Origin of the sequence: Butyrivibrio sp. AC2005 (assembly GCF_000424145.1) — a bacterium.
Taxonomy (GTDB): domain Bacteria; phylum Bacillota; class Clostridia; order Lachnospirales; family Lachnospiraceae; genus Butyrivibrio.
Map to the genome: position 1 here is coordinate 439,570 of NZ_KE384138.1, position 15,378 is coordinate 454,947.

Genomic DNA, 15,378 nt, shown 5'->3' on the forward strand with positions numbered 1-15,378 from the left:
TTTCACGCGTCTAGCTTCAAAGGCTTCTTGTCACACTCATCCAAATTCTTTCTATCTCTAAAATATAGAATATCTGACATACATATCAATAAGAAATTATACTCTAGCATGAACATTGATGTTTCCATGATTCCGTATATTGCAAAAACAAAAAGAATAACAAATAATAAGCTATTACGCTTTTTCATTTGTAACCGCATCGTAGAAATATATGCAAGCGAGAAAATAACATAAATAACAATTCCATACCTTAGTAAAATAGTTGCATATGCATTATCTAGAAATAAATGTCCTTTATAAGCCATTCGCTTACGGTTTTCCTCAGCTGTATATATTATCTGTCCTAACAGTTTTATACCGGATTCTCGATAAGCTATCCTTGCATATTTAAATCTCATTGAAAGGAAATCATCAACTCTATTTAGAATAGGGATCTTACTGTAGTCAATAACAGTTAACAATACACTAAAGAAGTTGCATGCTATTGCTCCATGAAGCATCCAATTTTTGAGAGTCGCACCTCTGTATTCCTTTCTTTGAATCAACTGATAAATTGGTAAAACAATCAATAACACAACCAAAATAACTGTGGGACTTTGTGAATTTGGTACCATAAAATCAAATAATATCGCAACAACTATTGCAATTATTTGTCTAATTATTTTATTTTCATTTAAAATACAGAAGCATACTGCAATCTGAAATATCACAACTCCAAGTACATTAGGATGTTCAAATCCTAATGAATGTCTAACCAAACCAATTCTACGATATGTCTTATCATCCAATATACCTGCAGATGTCAGTAATATGACAATAGATGTAATAGCCACAAGAACTCGAAAAACCCACAATGTCAACCGCTTCATATCTACTCCGCGAGCTGCAACGATAAACAAAAAAAGTGAAATAAACTTATTGTCACCACATGAGAATGCAGACAATGAAACCAATACAAAAATAATAACTACAAATAATAATTCGATTCTTGAATACGCCTGTTCAAACACTATTTGAGACACTAATATAATCAACACTACGATATCTGTAATATTATCAATTAATGATAGAGGAATCCCCGTTGATTTTTCTATAGTTGTATGCGAAAGAACATCCACTATAAACCATATGATAAATGTATAATAAAATAAAATCTTCTCCTTATATATTCTAATAATCATAACTCACTCATCTTGAAAACAATCATTACCCACTTAACGCAATGGGCGTTGTCAAAACCTATGTCTCTATTACCTGAATCTGTACGCTTATAGTTTATAGTTACATGACGTTAAACGCCAAATTGAGAAAGAAAACCGTCAACCTTTTCTAGATTATTTGCGATATAATCGCTTTTTTGAATTTTCAACATATTATCATCAATCTTCCAAAGACCATCTTTAAAATCCATTTCAGATTTTATTTGAACATTTGGAATATTCAAATCCTCAAAAAGGCAGCATAATCTCTCGTTTTTCCCCAAACTCTCCACTGTCAAAAAGGGTCTATCAAAAATAATGCTATACGCAGAACCGTGAAATGAATTGGTTATAACAAATGATGCATGGTCAATAAGATAAAGAAACTCTAACGGTCCCGCATCGTATATATTTACATCCCCCATCCACCCTGTAAATATTGATTTTAAAAAGACTATATTCAACCTCTTTTTTCTAAAATCATTCACTAAGTATTTACATAGGTTCAAATCATAATCCCCAACAAAATAAAACAAAACATAATTTTGTGGTACTAGTATTCGCTTTTCAATATTTTTCCAATAATTTGCATCAAGCAAAAATACAGGATCTGCCAATACTTCCACATCTAGTAACGGATTAGTATTTTTAATTATGTTCCAGCCTGATTTCTCCCTGACACTACAATAATTTATATTGGGCAAACAATCATTTATAAAATTTAGTTCTCTGTCTGAAAGCTCTGATTTTCCGAAGCTAGTTGCAAATGATGCTTTTATCCCCTTATGAATGTTGTCAAAAAAAAAGTTTTTGTCATATTGTATGTGATTAGGATTCCAAACTTGGTCACTTCCTACAAGGAAAACATCATACCTCTCCTCTAAGTCTCTAAAATCACAAGCATCATAAACGCACTCTGTCTGCGGATAAATAAAATCTCTTTCGAACTGTAAAAATTTAGCATATCGCCCATGCGTCCATGGATATAATACAGTTTTTTTAATATTCTGTTTTATATTCAATTGCTCCTTAATGCTGTAATCATGAGCATCTAAAAAACCCCTAAATCTATAATTAATGATTTCAACCTCATTGCCTCTATCCTTCAAGTATTTCAATAAAGCACTCGCCTGAAGCGATGCACCAAAATTGCTAGAACAATGTACTGTTAATATTCCGATTTTTGGCATAGGTCTCCTTCGTCGTATCCATAAAAAAAAGATAGATTACCAATAACAACATGGTAAATAGTTACTTTATCATAACTACAAAAATCCTTTAGTTTAGCAAAGCATTCCTTTAGGCTATGAACTTATCCGCAATCAATTAACCAATTGCGGATAAGTCTTTAATACAATCCAATACTTTTATAGCACTAGATTTATAGTCATATCCCTTTATTTGTAACTGATTCGCATAACACGCTCGGTCAATTTCCTTCCTACTAACAAGAAACACGGCTCTTACCCACTCATCATATCCATCATCTAGAGAATGCATTTCAGCTATATCTGTTATTAGAATTTGCCTATCTATCCCATCAGAAAAAATACATGGCAATCCATTACATTGCGCTTCAATTCCAGCCATTGGCAATCCCTCGTGAAACGATGGCATGATAAAAATATCGAATGCATTATATATTTCAGACGTTTCTTCAAGTAGCCCTGCAAAAATCAAATTATCAGAAACACCTAGTTTATTTGCATAAAGTGCAATAGACTCCCTATCTTGACCATCCCCAACCAAAATCAACTTGATATTTTTGTACACATCATTTTTTTTATTGTTCTTGATTAATTCTGCAAGTAATCCAACAAGAAATATCTGGTTTTTTGGGTATTCTAACCTGCCAACATTACCTATTACCAACTCATCAAGTCCAATATGATACTTTTCTCTATATTCTTTTCTTTTCTTCTCAGAAAACTTGTATTTTAGTGTAGCAATTCCGTTCTTAATAATTGTATACTTTTTATCATCTGTAAACATCCAATTTCCTGCTTTTTCACTACAAGCTAACAGTAAATCAGATTTCCAAGTTGCCAATTTTTTAAAAGGTTGATTTTTTAATTCATAATGAATACCACAATAATGGCTGTGTATTATGACCTTTGCTTCGTGATTAAAAATACATGAATACAAAATATCAGAGGCGCTGCAGGTATTAATATAAATTACATCATATGCATTTCTTTTAAAAAAATCCCGCATCTCTACTAACCAGCTTATTGGATTGTTAGAAATCTTTGTAATATGGAAATATTTACATTTATTCTCATAAAAAGAACTTATTTCCCTCTCAAACACTGGAGCATTTTCACTTTTTATAAGAAAATCAAACATAAACTCATTTTTATCTGCTGACATGACAAGATTCTTTATATATTTTTCTACCCCACCCAAAGTATCTGTCAACCCAATAATTAGCACATGTATCATAGCTTTTAACACTCTTTTCATTAGTAATTGAATACCATATCAGCATTGTGTTTGAAGAATCTGATCCATGATGTCAAAAATCATTTTCTTCAAGCAATGCTATCAAATGCTTGGTATTTTTACTGAAGCATAAATCACATCTTTCCTTATAAATCTTTACTAATTCATCAAAGTAAAAATCTCTACAATAAAATTGTAATATCATTCTTATTCGCCATAACTATAGATAAATGCCAAACATATATAAAAAACAATACCGCTATAGACATAGCCATCCATAGCTTCAAACTATTATTGTTCTTTTTATATACATAACTCATACACATCTATTACTACTGGTTCTCAAAATAGTATATTCTTATTAGACTTATAACTTCCTAGAATAGAGAATTGCTTTAATTCCCATTATCCTAGCCATCAAAAAATCAGAATATACATTGTCACCTATATGAAGTATATTGCCATAGGAGCCTATCTGTTCAGATAATACCTTTTTATATAATTTTCCGGATTGCTTTGATTCTCCAACATCACCTGAAACAAATATCTCATCATAGTCAACAATTCCATGATTTCTTAGAATAGTTTCCAAAACCACTTTGGGCATATACATATCAGACATTATCACTATTTTTTTTCCAGTTTCGATACACTTTTTATATAATTCATACATCTCATTGTTTAATTCAGCTGTATCTATTTCTTTTTTTATCTCATAATCATATAATTCCTCAAGTTCTGTTATTCTATAACCATCTATTTCATTATATATGTCTTTCAAGTTTATTTCTCTTTTACAACTTTTCTTTGCTTTCTTTTCAGCTACAGCTCTTTTTAACGCAAATCCAGAAATATACTGATTATGTATATTATTCCATTGTTTTTCAACTTCCTTAAAAACAGCATTAGCATCTCCGCATGATCTAAAAATCAAAGTATCATACATATCAAACGAGATAACATCTGCCCATGCTATAACAGCCAGAGGAAAGTCACAAACTTCCCTGCCAAATAAGTTTTTTACTACACGTTTTATTATTTTTTTTAATATCAACAGCTCTTACCTTCTTATAATTCACATTTTCAATCTTCGTACAAGTATAATGTTAATTGGCTGTTCTATTCATTTAGTCAATACTCGCGTTTCTTTTTAGACACTCTCATTAAACTTTTGACGTTTAGATTTTAAATGAACTTTATTAACTAAAAAACACAGAATTATATAATATGGCAAAGGGAGCTTAAATACTGACTTAAGCCAAATAATCTTTGCATTTGAAATGTCTAATTCTTTATAAAAAGATTTTGGATGAAAAAAATAATAAACTAATGAATGGGCCGCTGTAATATTCGAATCTATCATTAAGCTTAAATTCTTGTATTTGTCAAAAAACTCAACTGTAGACATTTTGGGACTTACAGCAAACTCAACATAACCAATCTTTGATACGTTAGGATTCACTTTTTCATATTCACCATCAATCTTGTATATCTGATATGCTTTTGCAAAAGCAATATAACCATCACGTAATTCATCAACTACCGGCTCTATCCGTTCTTTATCAGGCCTCTCTTCTGTCACAACCTCAACTTTTCCATTTATATCTTCATATCCCAATGTAGTACCTTCACTATTTTGCAACAAGCTCTCCAATGCCAATGTAGTAAACCGAATTTCTTGTCCATTTAAATGCCAGGTCTCACTATCACATATATATCCATATCTTTTCAAATTCTTATACGTTGTTTCATTATGAAAATCATTTACTGCTAAATATGCACCAATAAAAACAACATCCGGAAACATCAGTTGCAGCAAGCATTGCATTGTTCCTGCCCATCCAATATCTGCAATCATAACTCGTTTACCATCTAATATTCCTCGCTGCCTAAAATAGTCCTTAGTTATACTATATTGTTTTGTAAGTGTTTCGTCTCCTACAGTTAAAATAGCTTCATATAAAGTGTTATACTCTACCAGCGAATGGACATCCAATTCCCCACGCAACCCAAAGTCTTTTTCTATCTTATCTATTTCATTTTGTGACAAACCAAGGAGTTCACATACACCACTAATTGTACTAATATTGTTCAAAAGACCTGATATTAGTCGCATAAATTGATCTGCAGATGATAGTAGTTTCATACATCCACGTATCATAGATATCCTTGAAATATGTAAATATGAATTATCATCATTTTTTCCATATAACGTATCATATACACTCTTTAGAGCATCGCCTTCTCTTGATAAAAAAAATAATGCATCTACATTCTCTATACATAATAATTGCCTAAGCCAAATTGAATAGCCAGTAATCAATGGTCCAAGTACTTCTATCCCAACGCTAATACATTCGCTCTCTTTTATTTCATTGTATGCCAAATTAATTACAGCTTGACATTTTTGAATATCTGATAACTCATTATCATTATAATTATCCAAACCCTTGAAACTGAAATATCTGTTTTTTCTTTGTACTTGTTCATTAAACCTATTCATATCTTATTCCCCTGAATATCTCAGTCATAACAATGTTTTAAAAGTATCTACTGTTTGCGCCAAAGTATTATTCCAATTATGATTATCACATATCTGTTTCTGCGCTTCCTTTCCTATACTGACAATTTTTTCTTTATTATTGGCGCAATCAATTAAAGCTAATTTCAAGCTTTCAACATTATCAACCTCGAAATGTATACCTGCATCCCGAACAACATCAATATTTTCGGGGATATCAGAGACAATACATGCCAAGCCATAACTCATAGCTTCAAGCAGACCTATGCTCTGTCCTTCAATAGTAGAAGGTAAAACATATGCATATGCATTACTATATAGTTCTTCCTTTAAGGCTCCATCAACCAATCCTGTAAAAATTATATTTTCATCATTTTGAGCCATTTTTCTAATGTCATCTTCATAACCAGCTGTATGAACCCCTCTACCTGCTATAACCAACTTTTTATCAATTCCAGACCTCTGATAAGCCTTAACAAGTATATGAACCCCTTTCTCTGGGACTATACGCGACATAAATAATATATAACTTCCCGTTTTTAATCCATATTTATTAGTTATTTCCATGGCATCCCTAAAGCAGGGCTGCCTGACACCATTAGGGATTAAAATTGTATTCTTATTCCATTTCTTTCTAAAATATCCATCATCGAATTTCTGAAGAGTTATTATTATATCAGCATTATTCGCTATACATCTTTCACCCAACTTAAGAACCGCTGATGCAACCTTACCAAATTTGTCCCTTTTCCAGTCAAGACCATGAACTGTACTCACTATTTTTTTTTTAAATAATTTTGTCAATGGCATCGTTACAGCTGGTCCTAATGCTTGATACCAAAAAATATCATAATGTCCAATTAACGCAAGAACAGTTGCAATTACGCTATATGTAATTGCATCTAGGTGTTTTGTATTGATTGATGGTACATATCGCACCTTAACACCTTTGTAATCTTGTAATATAACATCACAATATCTCTTACGACTAAAAACAGTAATATCAAAATCATCTATCATTTCAACTGTAAGGTTTTGAATATACACTTCCAACCCACTCACATGAGATGGTATTCCTTTAGCGCCAATTACAGCTATTTTTTTTTTGATTTTTCTCATCTAATTATACCCATCGTGAAACCATCGATATCTGGCTACATGAATTAACCATCAGCATCTAGGCAATATTCCATATAAGATTGCCACATCCCAAAAAGTGAATGTATTGAATTCATGCCTAAAGTATCTCAATTATATGCAAACGCTTGTAGTCCCGTATCGAAAAAGTTTAGCTAAAAAATTATTCACCACTTCTTCATATGAAATAGTAATGTACATTTGACGTACTCTTTATATAGCAAACGATTCCTTATCTACAATTCTCCGCTAACGTAATCTTTTTATATGTATCGAACATTTTGGGATATCATTTATCATTCTAAAGCCATACTCTTTCCCACACCTCATTCAAAGTTCATGGTATTATAAATAGCCCACTCTGGATGTTAGCATTATTATATCTAATCATAGTAGCACTTTATAAAAAACAAAAAGCAGCCACACCCAGTCAATCCGGGCGCGCTGCCGTTAATAAATCAGAATATAATATGCCCCCAGATTATAACTTTTTTCATTAAATCTAACCCATAAGAAAATCCCCATAGAGCATGTAGCTCTATAGGGATATTATACGCTAAATAAGGGGCTTTGTCATTGAAATAATCTATATTTAGCAGTCTTTAAAATAAATCAGCCAGGCAACCTGTCTTTCGCTTTTAGTGCATTATAAATTACGTCCACATCATAATCAGGAGCAAAGGTACTCGCAGCATCACAGATAACCCAAACAGCATCAAGGTCTTCCTCAAATTCATCTTCCATCATTTTCTGGAGTATCATATATTCTTTCTTCCACCTGTTCTTTGTAATAACTTTCTTAACCTTTTCTCAAGCCTGGAAGCAAGTTTGCCATCAAGAGTACTAAATCATAACATCTTCACTTATATACAGGACATCTTTAAATATTTCTATGCCATCAAATAGAATTGTAATCCTAACACTATCCGAAAGTATCGGATCATCAATCGGTATCTGAAACCCTACAGAGCTATCATAATCAACAACTCTATGATATTCCTGTTCATTAGTGACATTTCCTTCAAAGTCACAGAATAATAGTTTAATCTTCATATCCACTTTAGCAACATGATATCCACGAATAGCAGGATCATTAAAATCAATATCTAAAATATTGTTTCGGATATGAACATCCTCAACATATAATCCGTTGTAATAAAAGCATTCAAAATCTGCCCTGACATGAATCATCGATTTATATTTTTCATATAACCTATCAGATTTTTCTTTAAGCAAATATAACAGCGTGTTCCGTTCTGCCTTACTTCGACAAATAATTGCTTTTAAAACATTGTCTATTGGAAATCCATTTTCTCTTATCACTTCAGACATCCTGTATTTCTTGGCTGTTTTCCATTTATCTCCTGAGTAGATTCTATTATCATAAATTTGCTCAAAATCAAGATTTTGAAATTCTTCAATTCCTGTCTTTTTCGCATGTCCTGTACCCGCTATGCCCTGTTCAACAAAAAATGTATTTTCCATGCTAAGTATTGCATCAGCATCCATTACCAAGAATATTGGAACCGGACAACTTGCATTTATTTCAATATCACGCACTTCTGCAGGTTTGTAACCTTCGTTATGGTATTGAGTAGGTGTGAGCGGCCTAAAATATAATCTTGCATAATCATAGGCTTCTTCTTTAGTTTTCCGAATTACTATTTCACTTGAGTTGTCTGAAGCCATCATGCCTCGATGTTTTGTCGCATTACGTGATAATATAGCGCCCTCTTCAAGTATGCTCACTATATTATGAATATCAGAAAAATGATATAAATAATAAGGCCAATATCGATAAGCCATATTCAATTTTTTAGCCTGCTCACTAAGTATATCCTTATATTTCATTGCACTCACGTCTCTTTATGCCACGCTATAGCTATAGGCATTAGGCTCATTTGTATAGGAAACTCCATCCTTCGATACATATATCCTACATGTATAATCTATTTTTCTCATAAGTCCCATAAGTGGGTACAGCAGCCCATCATATCTTTGTTCTGCCTCATCTTTTGAGATAACTTTTACATTTCTAATATAATTCCATGCACCAATAAGATTACTTTCATCTACAGGCCTTAAATCCAATATGAGTTCATTTTCATCAGTAATTGCCCATACTTTATTGTCATCAACAGTAACTTCACCGTTTTTTGCTAAATATGTAATACATTTATGCTTAAATAATCGATAACCATCTAAACCATTTTCACCATTAAGCATTCTTTCAAAGTCTGATAATTCGCCGCTTTCATTATTGGCATCACAAAAAATGTCGGTATAAATATATATATCTATCGGTAGTTTTTTCAGATATTTCTCCATCAGAGGACGTACATCACTCCATAATAAGCCACCATTGCCACATCCAAGTGGCGGAAACGCTATGGAATCAACGCCAAGTTTATCCCAATTATCTGCAAATTTTTGAAGTCCTTTTTCTATATATTCAAGCTTAGATTTTCTTCTCCAGCTATCCTTTGTAGGGAACAGGAGTATCCACTTATCGCTATCCCTATACAGCATCAAATTGCCAATCTTAAATTCTCCACTATCGCATCTCTTCTTATAGGCTTTAAACATATCCGGATAACGTTTCTTGAATTCCAATGCTATGCCTTTCCCCATTACCCCTTCGAGATTAACTGTATTCGTTATAACTTGTGCAGGTGCAGTAAAAATGTCACCTTTTATATATTTAATCATAAGAATCCTCTAACTAATTCAGTTCACCAAAAACAAAATTCCCCATAGAGCATGCCGCTCTATAGGGATATTGTACGTCATGAACTAGCCTTTGTCATTGAAATAATCTACAATTTGGCAGTCTTTAAATAAATCAGACAGGCAACTTGTCTTTCGCTTTTAATGCATTATAAATTGCGTCCACATCATAATCCGGAGCAAAGGCACTCGCAGCATCACAGATAGTCTGAACAACATCAAGATCTTCCTCAACTTCATCTGCAATAGTTTCTGTGTCCTTACCTTTTGACAACTTCTTGCAAATCAATTCAATAAGATGTATATCTGTTCCTTGCTTTACGCCTTCCTTTACACCTTCTTCAAATTCATCTTTCATCATTTCCTGGAGTGTCATATACTCTTTCCTCCATCTGTTCTTTTCAATCGCTTCTCTAACCTTTTTCTCAAGTCTGGAAGCAAGATCACTATTAGTCATATTTCCTGCGAGGTAATCAATGAAGTTTTTCATATCCTCTGAAACATCATTCTTGTCGCCACCGGCACATATAAATACTCTATCCGTCTTATCTTCCAATAATAATTCTTCTACTTCCTTACATTTAGGAGTAAAAGAGTATTTGTGGTACCCGCGCTTAAACAAATCAAATTTGCAAAGAAATATCACATAACTATGTGGCAATTCCTTATACTCTTTACCTGTAGCGAGAAAATCAAGATCAATCATTCCTTGATAATACCTGCTTCTAAGAGGTATCTCTTTAGTATCAGTCTTCTGCATTTCTATATCATAGACATTCATTTCATCATCTGTGAAATACACGTCGAATCTGACACCATGCCCATCCGGAGCTATCTGGATCGCCTTCTGTTTTTCTGTTTTAACTATCCTTCCAATCTTACGCCCAAGTATTAATTCCGTAAGTTCTTTACAGAGATCCTCATTTTCCTGCAATATTTTGCAAAACATGAAATCATCTGAAAAACATAAATCTTTGTAGTCCTTCAACTATTATTCTCCTTTAATTATAAATATGTAGTTACTGCCATTTCAAGGCATTATTTATAATCTGGAAAAAATCACCACTGCTAAAGAACCTGCAATAATCGCTTCGACGAAGCAAAAACTTAATATATACAAATCAAACAACAAAACTTAATCTATCATTACGTACTGAATATGTAAATAATCATTATGTATCTTTAAGAAAAGTTTAATCCTCCATAATAAAAATTTTCACTCCCACTCCGGTAACAATTCTATTCTTTTGTTTTTCCACATTTTTAGCAAACTCGCTTTATTGTCACTTAGTCACTCCTTAATAACCGGAAACACGTACTTTGAAAAGTCACCACTTATTATTTCATTTACAATGTCAATATCCCCAGTTACATCATCGTCAATATAATGTACAACCAGAGCCGGTTCCCCCTCGAAGGTTGAATCCATAAACATTTCAATATTGCAAAACTCGGCAATTTTTAACATTGAATCTTGTTTCTCTTTTATGCAATTTCCATTATTACAATTTCTTGCAAGTATCTTTTTTGCATATTCCAGCAAGTGTTCCCTATCTATCCAATCCATATCATTAAAAGTCTCAATCAATTCTCGTTCTTTTGTACCACTAGGAATAACCATATAATCCACACTCCTTCCCCTTTTGCTATCTTCTGTAACTCCTGAAAGTAAATATTCGGGAGAAACCTCCAGCGCAGCACATATGCACATAATCTTATCCGATCCCGGATTGGTACACTTCCCGAGACCGAAAAAACATGGGTTTTATTAGACAATGATTACAAAGATGTAAAAGACAAAGAAGGAAACGTTAAGTATCGCATCAAGGAATGCGTTGACGATTTTGAGTACACTTATGAAGATGCTAACGGGAAGAAGTATAAGATCAAACTACGAGAAAAACGCGTTGCAACCTATAATCCAAAGCTAGCCGAAAAACAGATTTTCGAAATAAACAGGCAAGTTGAAAAAGCTCGTATACTCAAGGCTTCACAGGCAAAGAAGAATGAATATGGCGACAGCGCAAAATATGTTTCATTCATAGCAGCAGATAAAAAAGGAAACAAAACCAACGGCAAGGTCAAGGTTGAAATAAATGAAGAAGCAATAGAGAATGCCAGAAAACTTGCCGGATATAACATGATGGTCACATCAGAATTATCCATGTCTTCCGAAGGTATATATGCAGCCTATCATAATTTATGGCGAATAGAGGAATCATTTAGAATTATGAAAACACAGTTAGATGCGCGCCCAGTCTACCTTCAAAAGCAGAATACAATAACAGGTCATTTCCTTATCTGCTATCTTGCTGTTGTACTGACACGAATCATTCAGATATATGATCTTGGTGACAAGTATGGGACTGAAGAAATCTTTGATTTCATCAGAGATTTCAGCGTAGCTCAAATATCCGAAAGGAAATATATAAACCTTACAAGGAATTCTGAGTTTATTAATGCGCTGGCTTCAGAAACAGGTCTTCCATTGACATCATATTTTCTTAATAACGAAGAAATTAAAGAAGTACTAAACCACAGGTTTTAACATGTGGTTTAGCACTATAATTTTGCTTCAACTCCGAAAGATAGGTATTATACGCCAAAAATAGGCATTTGTCATTGAAAACAAGCCATTATATAACCTGGAACCCAGGCTCATTTCTTTTCCATGAGTACTTTAAATTCCTCAACAGTTAGATTTGCTCTTGCAGCGGCAATTTCGATGTCAAGGAGGTCATCCTTAACTAAATCAATCAGAGTTTTTATAGTACCTTGCTGTAACCCTTCTTCTAATACAAGTTCACTTATATTACACATGGTGTTAAGCCTCCTCTCTGTATCTTCATTCATCTTAAGACCATATTTTCCTGCAAGCTTTTTCTTTTTGTCTTCAAGCTTTTCTTTTCTAAGCAATTCTTCAAGCATTGCAATCAGCTCATTCTTGGAAGCAGAAAGCTCTTCATTCCTTCTAAGCCTTATAATAACGCCCTGAACTTTATCGATATTATCAAGGCTCATGTCTTTTCCATATATCGTATCCTGAACAAATTGGATTCTATTTATAGAATCTTCATCATCATTGGCATCCATGCAAATCCATATACTTCTAACAGCTTTAAGATTATCATAATCAGACTTTGCAAACTCAACCTCTTTTTGAGATGATATCATACGTCCAAGATAATACAGTATTCTGTTATCAAGATGATAATGGAGTTTATTTTTATCTGAGCTTTTTTGTGCCTCAATATTTATCAGCACTTTAATCTGTTCTTCCCCAGCATATGCAGAAAAACGAATATCAAAAAATATCTTTCCCTCTCCTGGAACGTTATCTTCTTCTGACTGTTTCCTGATTCTGTCCGTCGTATTTGTATGCCCTGGCTCAATTCGGATTTTAGATATTTCAGGTTCATCAATATTATTTATGATATCATCAATACTTTCACTCTTGAACTCATCAAGAGTATATTTCAAAATGCGTGCCAAAATTTGCTTATCTGCCAACAATTCCTTAACGCTGTCATCATATTTGGCTCTATCTCTAGTGATTTCAAGTGATTGTGCTAAATTTGTTTCCATCTGTTGTCCTTCTACTTAGATTATCATATCAATTATTTTTATCTGCAACAACTTTTTAAATATATCATTACTGACCATTTGAACCATGTCTTCCCCACGCCACGATTTTATCAAGCTTCTTTCCATATATTCTTGCCTTTTTGAAAAGCTTCCAGCTTCATAAGTTTCTGCTCATAGAGCTTTTTTAGTCGTGGAATTCTTATTTGCCGTTCATATAAATCTTTTTCATATACGTCAAAGCTCATGCAAGCTTTCTCCAAGTCAACAGCATTTCTGTCCTGGACATATGACAGCAGTTTGCTTTCCCTGGCTATAAAAGAATGTGTTTTAATTGATGACAACTTTACATGCTCAAGCTCTGTATAAGGAATGTTATAAAACATAGAGTTTCCGGAATCGTATATAGGGGCAAATCCTTTTATTTCAAGAGTATCAGGATTACGAACAACAGCTATATTATTCATATGCCTGTCCGTATTAGATATAAGATAATCCGTCATTATCTCGTAATCCATGAACCTTGTGAAATCATCATCACTTATTCCAATACTGACGCACACCTTTTTGAGCGGATAATATAAAGATTCATTTTGTTTGATTTTTATTGTTTGAAGTAGCTCCCACGCACTTATACACTCCAGATTCTCACTACAAAAATCATAAGACATGCAGCCGATACCTTCTATTCCGCCCTCCACATCAACTGTGGTAAGAATGTATTCTGTATGATTTGTGAATCCTTGCTTTTGGTGAAGATTTGTGGCAAAAATTTCATTTAAGCTCTGTTGATAAGAACTTCCATAGTTCCCTTTGACCATGTATCTTTTTCCGTTTTCATCTATGCACCATTTTTTCTGTAATTCTCCCTGGGAAGCCGCACATTTAAATCGTGTTTTATTGCGCAAATCTATAATATGATCCTTATTTATCGTTAGTTCACCAAAGGTATCTACAAAATCATTTGCAAACAGATTTACATCTTCCCACGACAGATCCTCTCCGCGAGGTTTTATCCAATAACAATCTGACAGGCTTAGTGCGAGATTATCGACTAGTGCGCTATTAGTAGATTCATATCCGAGTTTTTGAAGGGCAGACTTAGCACCATTCCTGGTCTTGGGGATTGCACGGTCTTTCCACCATTCATGAAATCTACTGTCATTCATTCTGCCGCCAATCGGAAAATGGTCAATTTGAGCTTCGTTCTTTTTGTAGTTTCCAAGTCTGCCATCCTCAGATATTTCCATCAGGCAAACCGGTATATCTTTATGCATAAGATAGTATTCAGTACCAATTTTTCTCACGTTTTAACTCCATATTATATCTTCATTCTTGTCATATTCGCAGTCTTTCTCAAATTTCTCGCGTATATCATAATAAGAATCAAACATATCCTTAACATATAATGGAAGGTTCTCCCGCTTAACGCCTTCAAGAGACGTCTTGATTCGTATCGTGTTACCAAGAGAATCTGTAATGCTATTAGAACTCTTATTATAGTAATATCTGTCTCCATTTTGAGACTGGATGATTTCCGAATAGTTTTCAGGAGTTGGCAGAAGCATTGATAACATACTCATAATATATGGAGCAGGTCTGGATTCTCCCTGCTCCCACTTTCTCAATGTACTTACAGGTATTCCATACATCTTGGCAAATGCTTTTTGTGTCAGCCCTGTGTTTTCTCTTAATTCTTTCATAGTTATAGCCATATATGCGTCTTCCTTTCATATGAATTGGTGTATCCTATTCGGATACCCGATTCTG

General features: G+C 33.5%; 14 protein-coding genes and 1 pseudogene. 1 reads left to right on the forward strand and 14 read right to left on the reverse strand.

What is annotated here, in order from left to right; genetic code table 11:
- Positions 1-2: 2 nt before the first annotated feature.
- From G602_RS0121960 to G602_RS29530, 11 genes are all read right to left on the reverse strand, one after another.
- Positions 3-1,181: a hypothetical protein gene (locus G602_RS0121960; RefSeq protein ID WP_026660944.1), complete on the reverse strand. Its 1,179-nt coding sequence runs from the start codon at positions 1,179-1,181 to the stop codon at positions 3-5.
- Between the two features lie 110 nt (positions 1,182-1,291).
- Positions 1,292-2,389, reverse strand: a complete 1,098-nt coding sequence (locus G602_RS0121965; RefSeq protein WP_026660945.1) for a polysaccharide pyruvyl transferase family protein — start codon at positions 2,387-2,389, stop codon at positions 1,292-1,294.
- A 136-nt stretch (positions 2,390-2,525) separates the two neighbouring features.
- Positions 2,526-3,662 (reverse strand): glycosyltransferase, encoded by a 1,137-nt coding sequence (locus G602_RS0121970; protein ID WP_081676119.1) that lies wholly within the window; start codon positions 3,660-3,662, stop codon positions 2,526-2,528.
- 346 nt (positions 3,663-4,008) lie between these two features.
- Complete coding sequence (locus G602_RS0121975; protein ID WP_026660947.1) at positions 4,009-4,695, reverse strand: HAD-IA family hydrolase; 687 nt, start codon at positions 4,693-4,695, stop codon at positions 4,009-4,011.
- A 96-nt stretch (positions 4,696-4,791) separates the two neighbouring features.
- Positions 4,792-6,144, reverse strand: a complete 1,353-nt coding sequence (locus tag G602_RS0121980) for a hypothetical protein (RefSeq protein WP_026660948.1) — start codon at positions 6,142-6,144, stop codon at positions 4,792-4,794.
- A gap of 24 nt (positions 6,145-6,168) precedes the next feature.
- A complete protein-coding gene (locus G602_RS0121985; RefSeq protein ID WP_026660949.1) occupies positions 6,169-7,281 on the reverse strand; it encodes a glycosyltransferase family 4 protein in 1,113 nt (370 codons plus the stop codon).
- 630 nt (positions 7,282-7,911) lie between these two features.
- On the reverse strand, positions 7,912-8,061 hold the full coding sequence (locus G602_RS30720) for a hypothetical protein (protein ID WP_155830029.1): 150 nt from the start codon (positions 8,059-8,061) through the stop codon (positions 7,912-7,914).
- Between the two features lie 81 nt (positions 8,062-8,142).
- Entirely contained in the window at positions 8,143-9,150 is a 1,008-nt protein-coding gene (locus G602_RS0121995; protein WP_026660950.1) for a DarT ssDNA thymidine ADP-ribosyltransferase family protein, read from the reverse strand.
- Positions 9,151-9,165: 15 nt separating this feature from the next.
- The gene (locus G602_RS29525; protein ID WP_049945407.1) at positions 9,166-10,008 is read right to left on the reverse strand and encodes a macro domain-containing protein; all 843 of its coding nucleotides are present in this window, start codon (positions 10,006-10,008) and stop codon (positions 9,166-9,168) included.
- A 133-nt stretch (positions 10,009-10,141) separates the two neighbouring features.
- Positions 10,142-11,014, reverse strand: coding sequence for an Rpn family recombination-promoting nuclease/putative transposase (locus G602_RS28030; RefSeq protein ID WP_049945408.1), 873 nt, complete (start codon positions 11,012-11,014; stop codon positions 10,142-10,144).
- Positions 11,015-11,317: 303 nt separating this feature from the next.
- On the reverse strand, positions 11,318-11,737 hold the full coding sequence (locus tag G602_RS29530; protein ID WP_049945409.1) for a hypothetical protein: 420 nt from the start codon (positions 11,735-11,737) through the stop codon (positions 11,318-11,320).
- An 18-nt stretch (positions 11,738-11,755) separates the two neighbouring features.
- Here G602_RS29530 and G602_RS31615 point away from each other — a divergent pair.
- Positions 11,756-12,574 (forward strand): annotated as a pseudogene (locus tag G602_RS31615) (IS1634 family transposase); the annotation flags it as partial.
- 110 nt (positions 12,575-12,684) lie between these two features.
- On the opposite strand, the gene G602_RS0122020 reads toward G602_RS31615, so the two are convergent.
- From G602_RS0122020 to G602_RS0122030, 3 genes are all read right to left on the reverse strand, one after another.
- Positions 12,685-13,611, reverse strand: a complete 927-nt coding sequence (locus G602_RS0122020) for a hypothetical protein (protein WP_026660953.1) — start codon at positions 13,609-13,611, stop codon at positions 12,685-12,687.
- Positions 13,612-13,721: 110 nt separating this feature from the next.
- Positions 13,722-14,915, reverse strand: a complete 1,194-nt coding sequence (locus tag G602_RS0122025; RefSeq protein ID WP_026660954.1) for a hypothetical protein — start codon at positions 14,913-14,915, stop codon at positions 13,722-13,724.
- Between the two features lie 3 nt (positions 14,916-14,918).
- Positions 14,919-15,323 (reverse strand): helix-turn-helix domain-containing protein, encoded by a 405-nt coding sequence (locus G602_RS0122030; protein ID WP_044933103.1) that lies wholly within the window; start codon positions 15,321-15,323, stop codon positions 14,919-14,921.
- Positions 15,324-15,378: the final 55 nt, after the last annotated feature.

Bases quoted from the DNA above. Each gene is read 5' to 3' on its own strand.
- G602_RS0121980 (WP_026660948.1), bottom strand. From the start codon at position 6,144: ATGAATAGGTTTAATGAACAAGTACAAAGAAAAAACAGATATTTCAGT.
- G602_RS0122020 (WP_026660953.1), bottom strand. From the start codon at position 13,611: ATGGAAACAAATTTAGCACAATCACTTGAAATCACTAGAGATAGAGCC.
- G602_RS29525 (WP_049945407.1), bottom strand. From the start codon at position 10,008: ATGATTAAATATATAAAAGGTGACATTTTTACTGCACCTGCACAAGTT.
- G602_RS0121960 (WP_026660944.1), bottom strand. From the start codon at position 1,181: ATGATTATTAGAATATATAAGGAGAAGATTTTATTTTATTATACATTT.
- G602_RS0122030 (WP_044933103.1), bottom strand. From the start codon at position 15,323: ATGGCTATAACTATGAAAGAATTAAGAGAAAACACAGGGCTGACACAA.
- G602_RS29530 (WP_049945409.1), bottom strand. From the start codon at position 11,737: ATGTGCATATGTGCTGCGCTGGAGGTTTCTCCCGAATATTTACTTTCA.
- G602_RS0121985 (WP_026660949.1), bottom strand. From the start codon at position 7,281: ATGAGAAAAATCAAAAAAAAAATAGCTGTAATTGGCGCTAAAGGAATA.
- G602_RS0121965 (WP_026660945.1), bottom strand. From the start codon at position 2,389: ATGCCAAAAATCGGAATATTAACAGTACATTGTTCTAGCAATTTTGGT.
- G602_RS0121995 (WP_026660950.1), bottom strand. From the start codon at position 9,150: ATGAAATATAAGGATATACTTAGTGAGCAGGCTAAAAAATTGAATATG.
- G602_RS30720 (WP_155830029.1), bottom strand. From the start codon at position 8,061: ATGATACTCCAGAAAATGATGGAAGATGAATTTGAGGAAGACCTTGAT.
- G602_RS0121970 (WP_081676119.1), bottom strand. From the start codon at position 3,662: ATGAAAAGAGTGTTAAAAGCTATGATACATGTGCTAATTATTGGGTTG.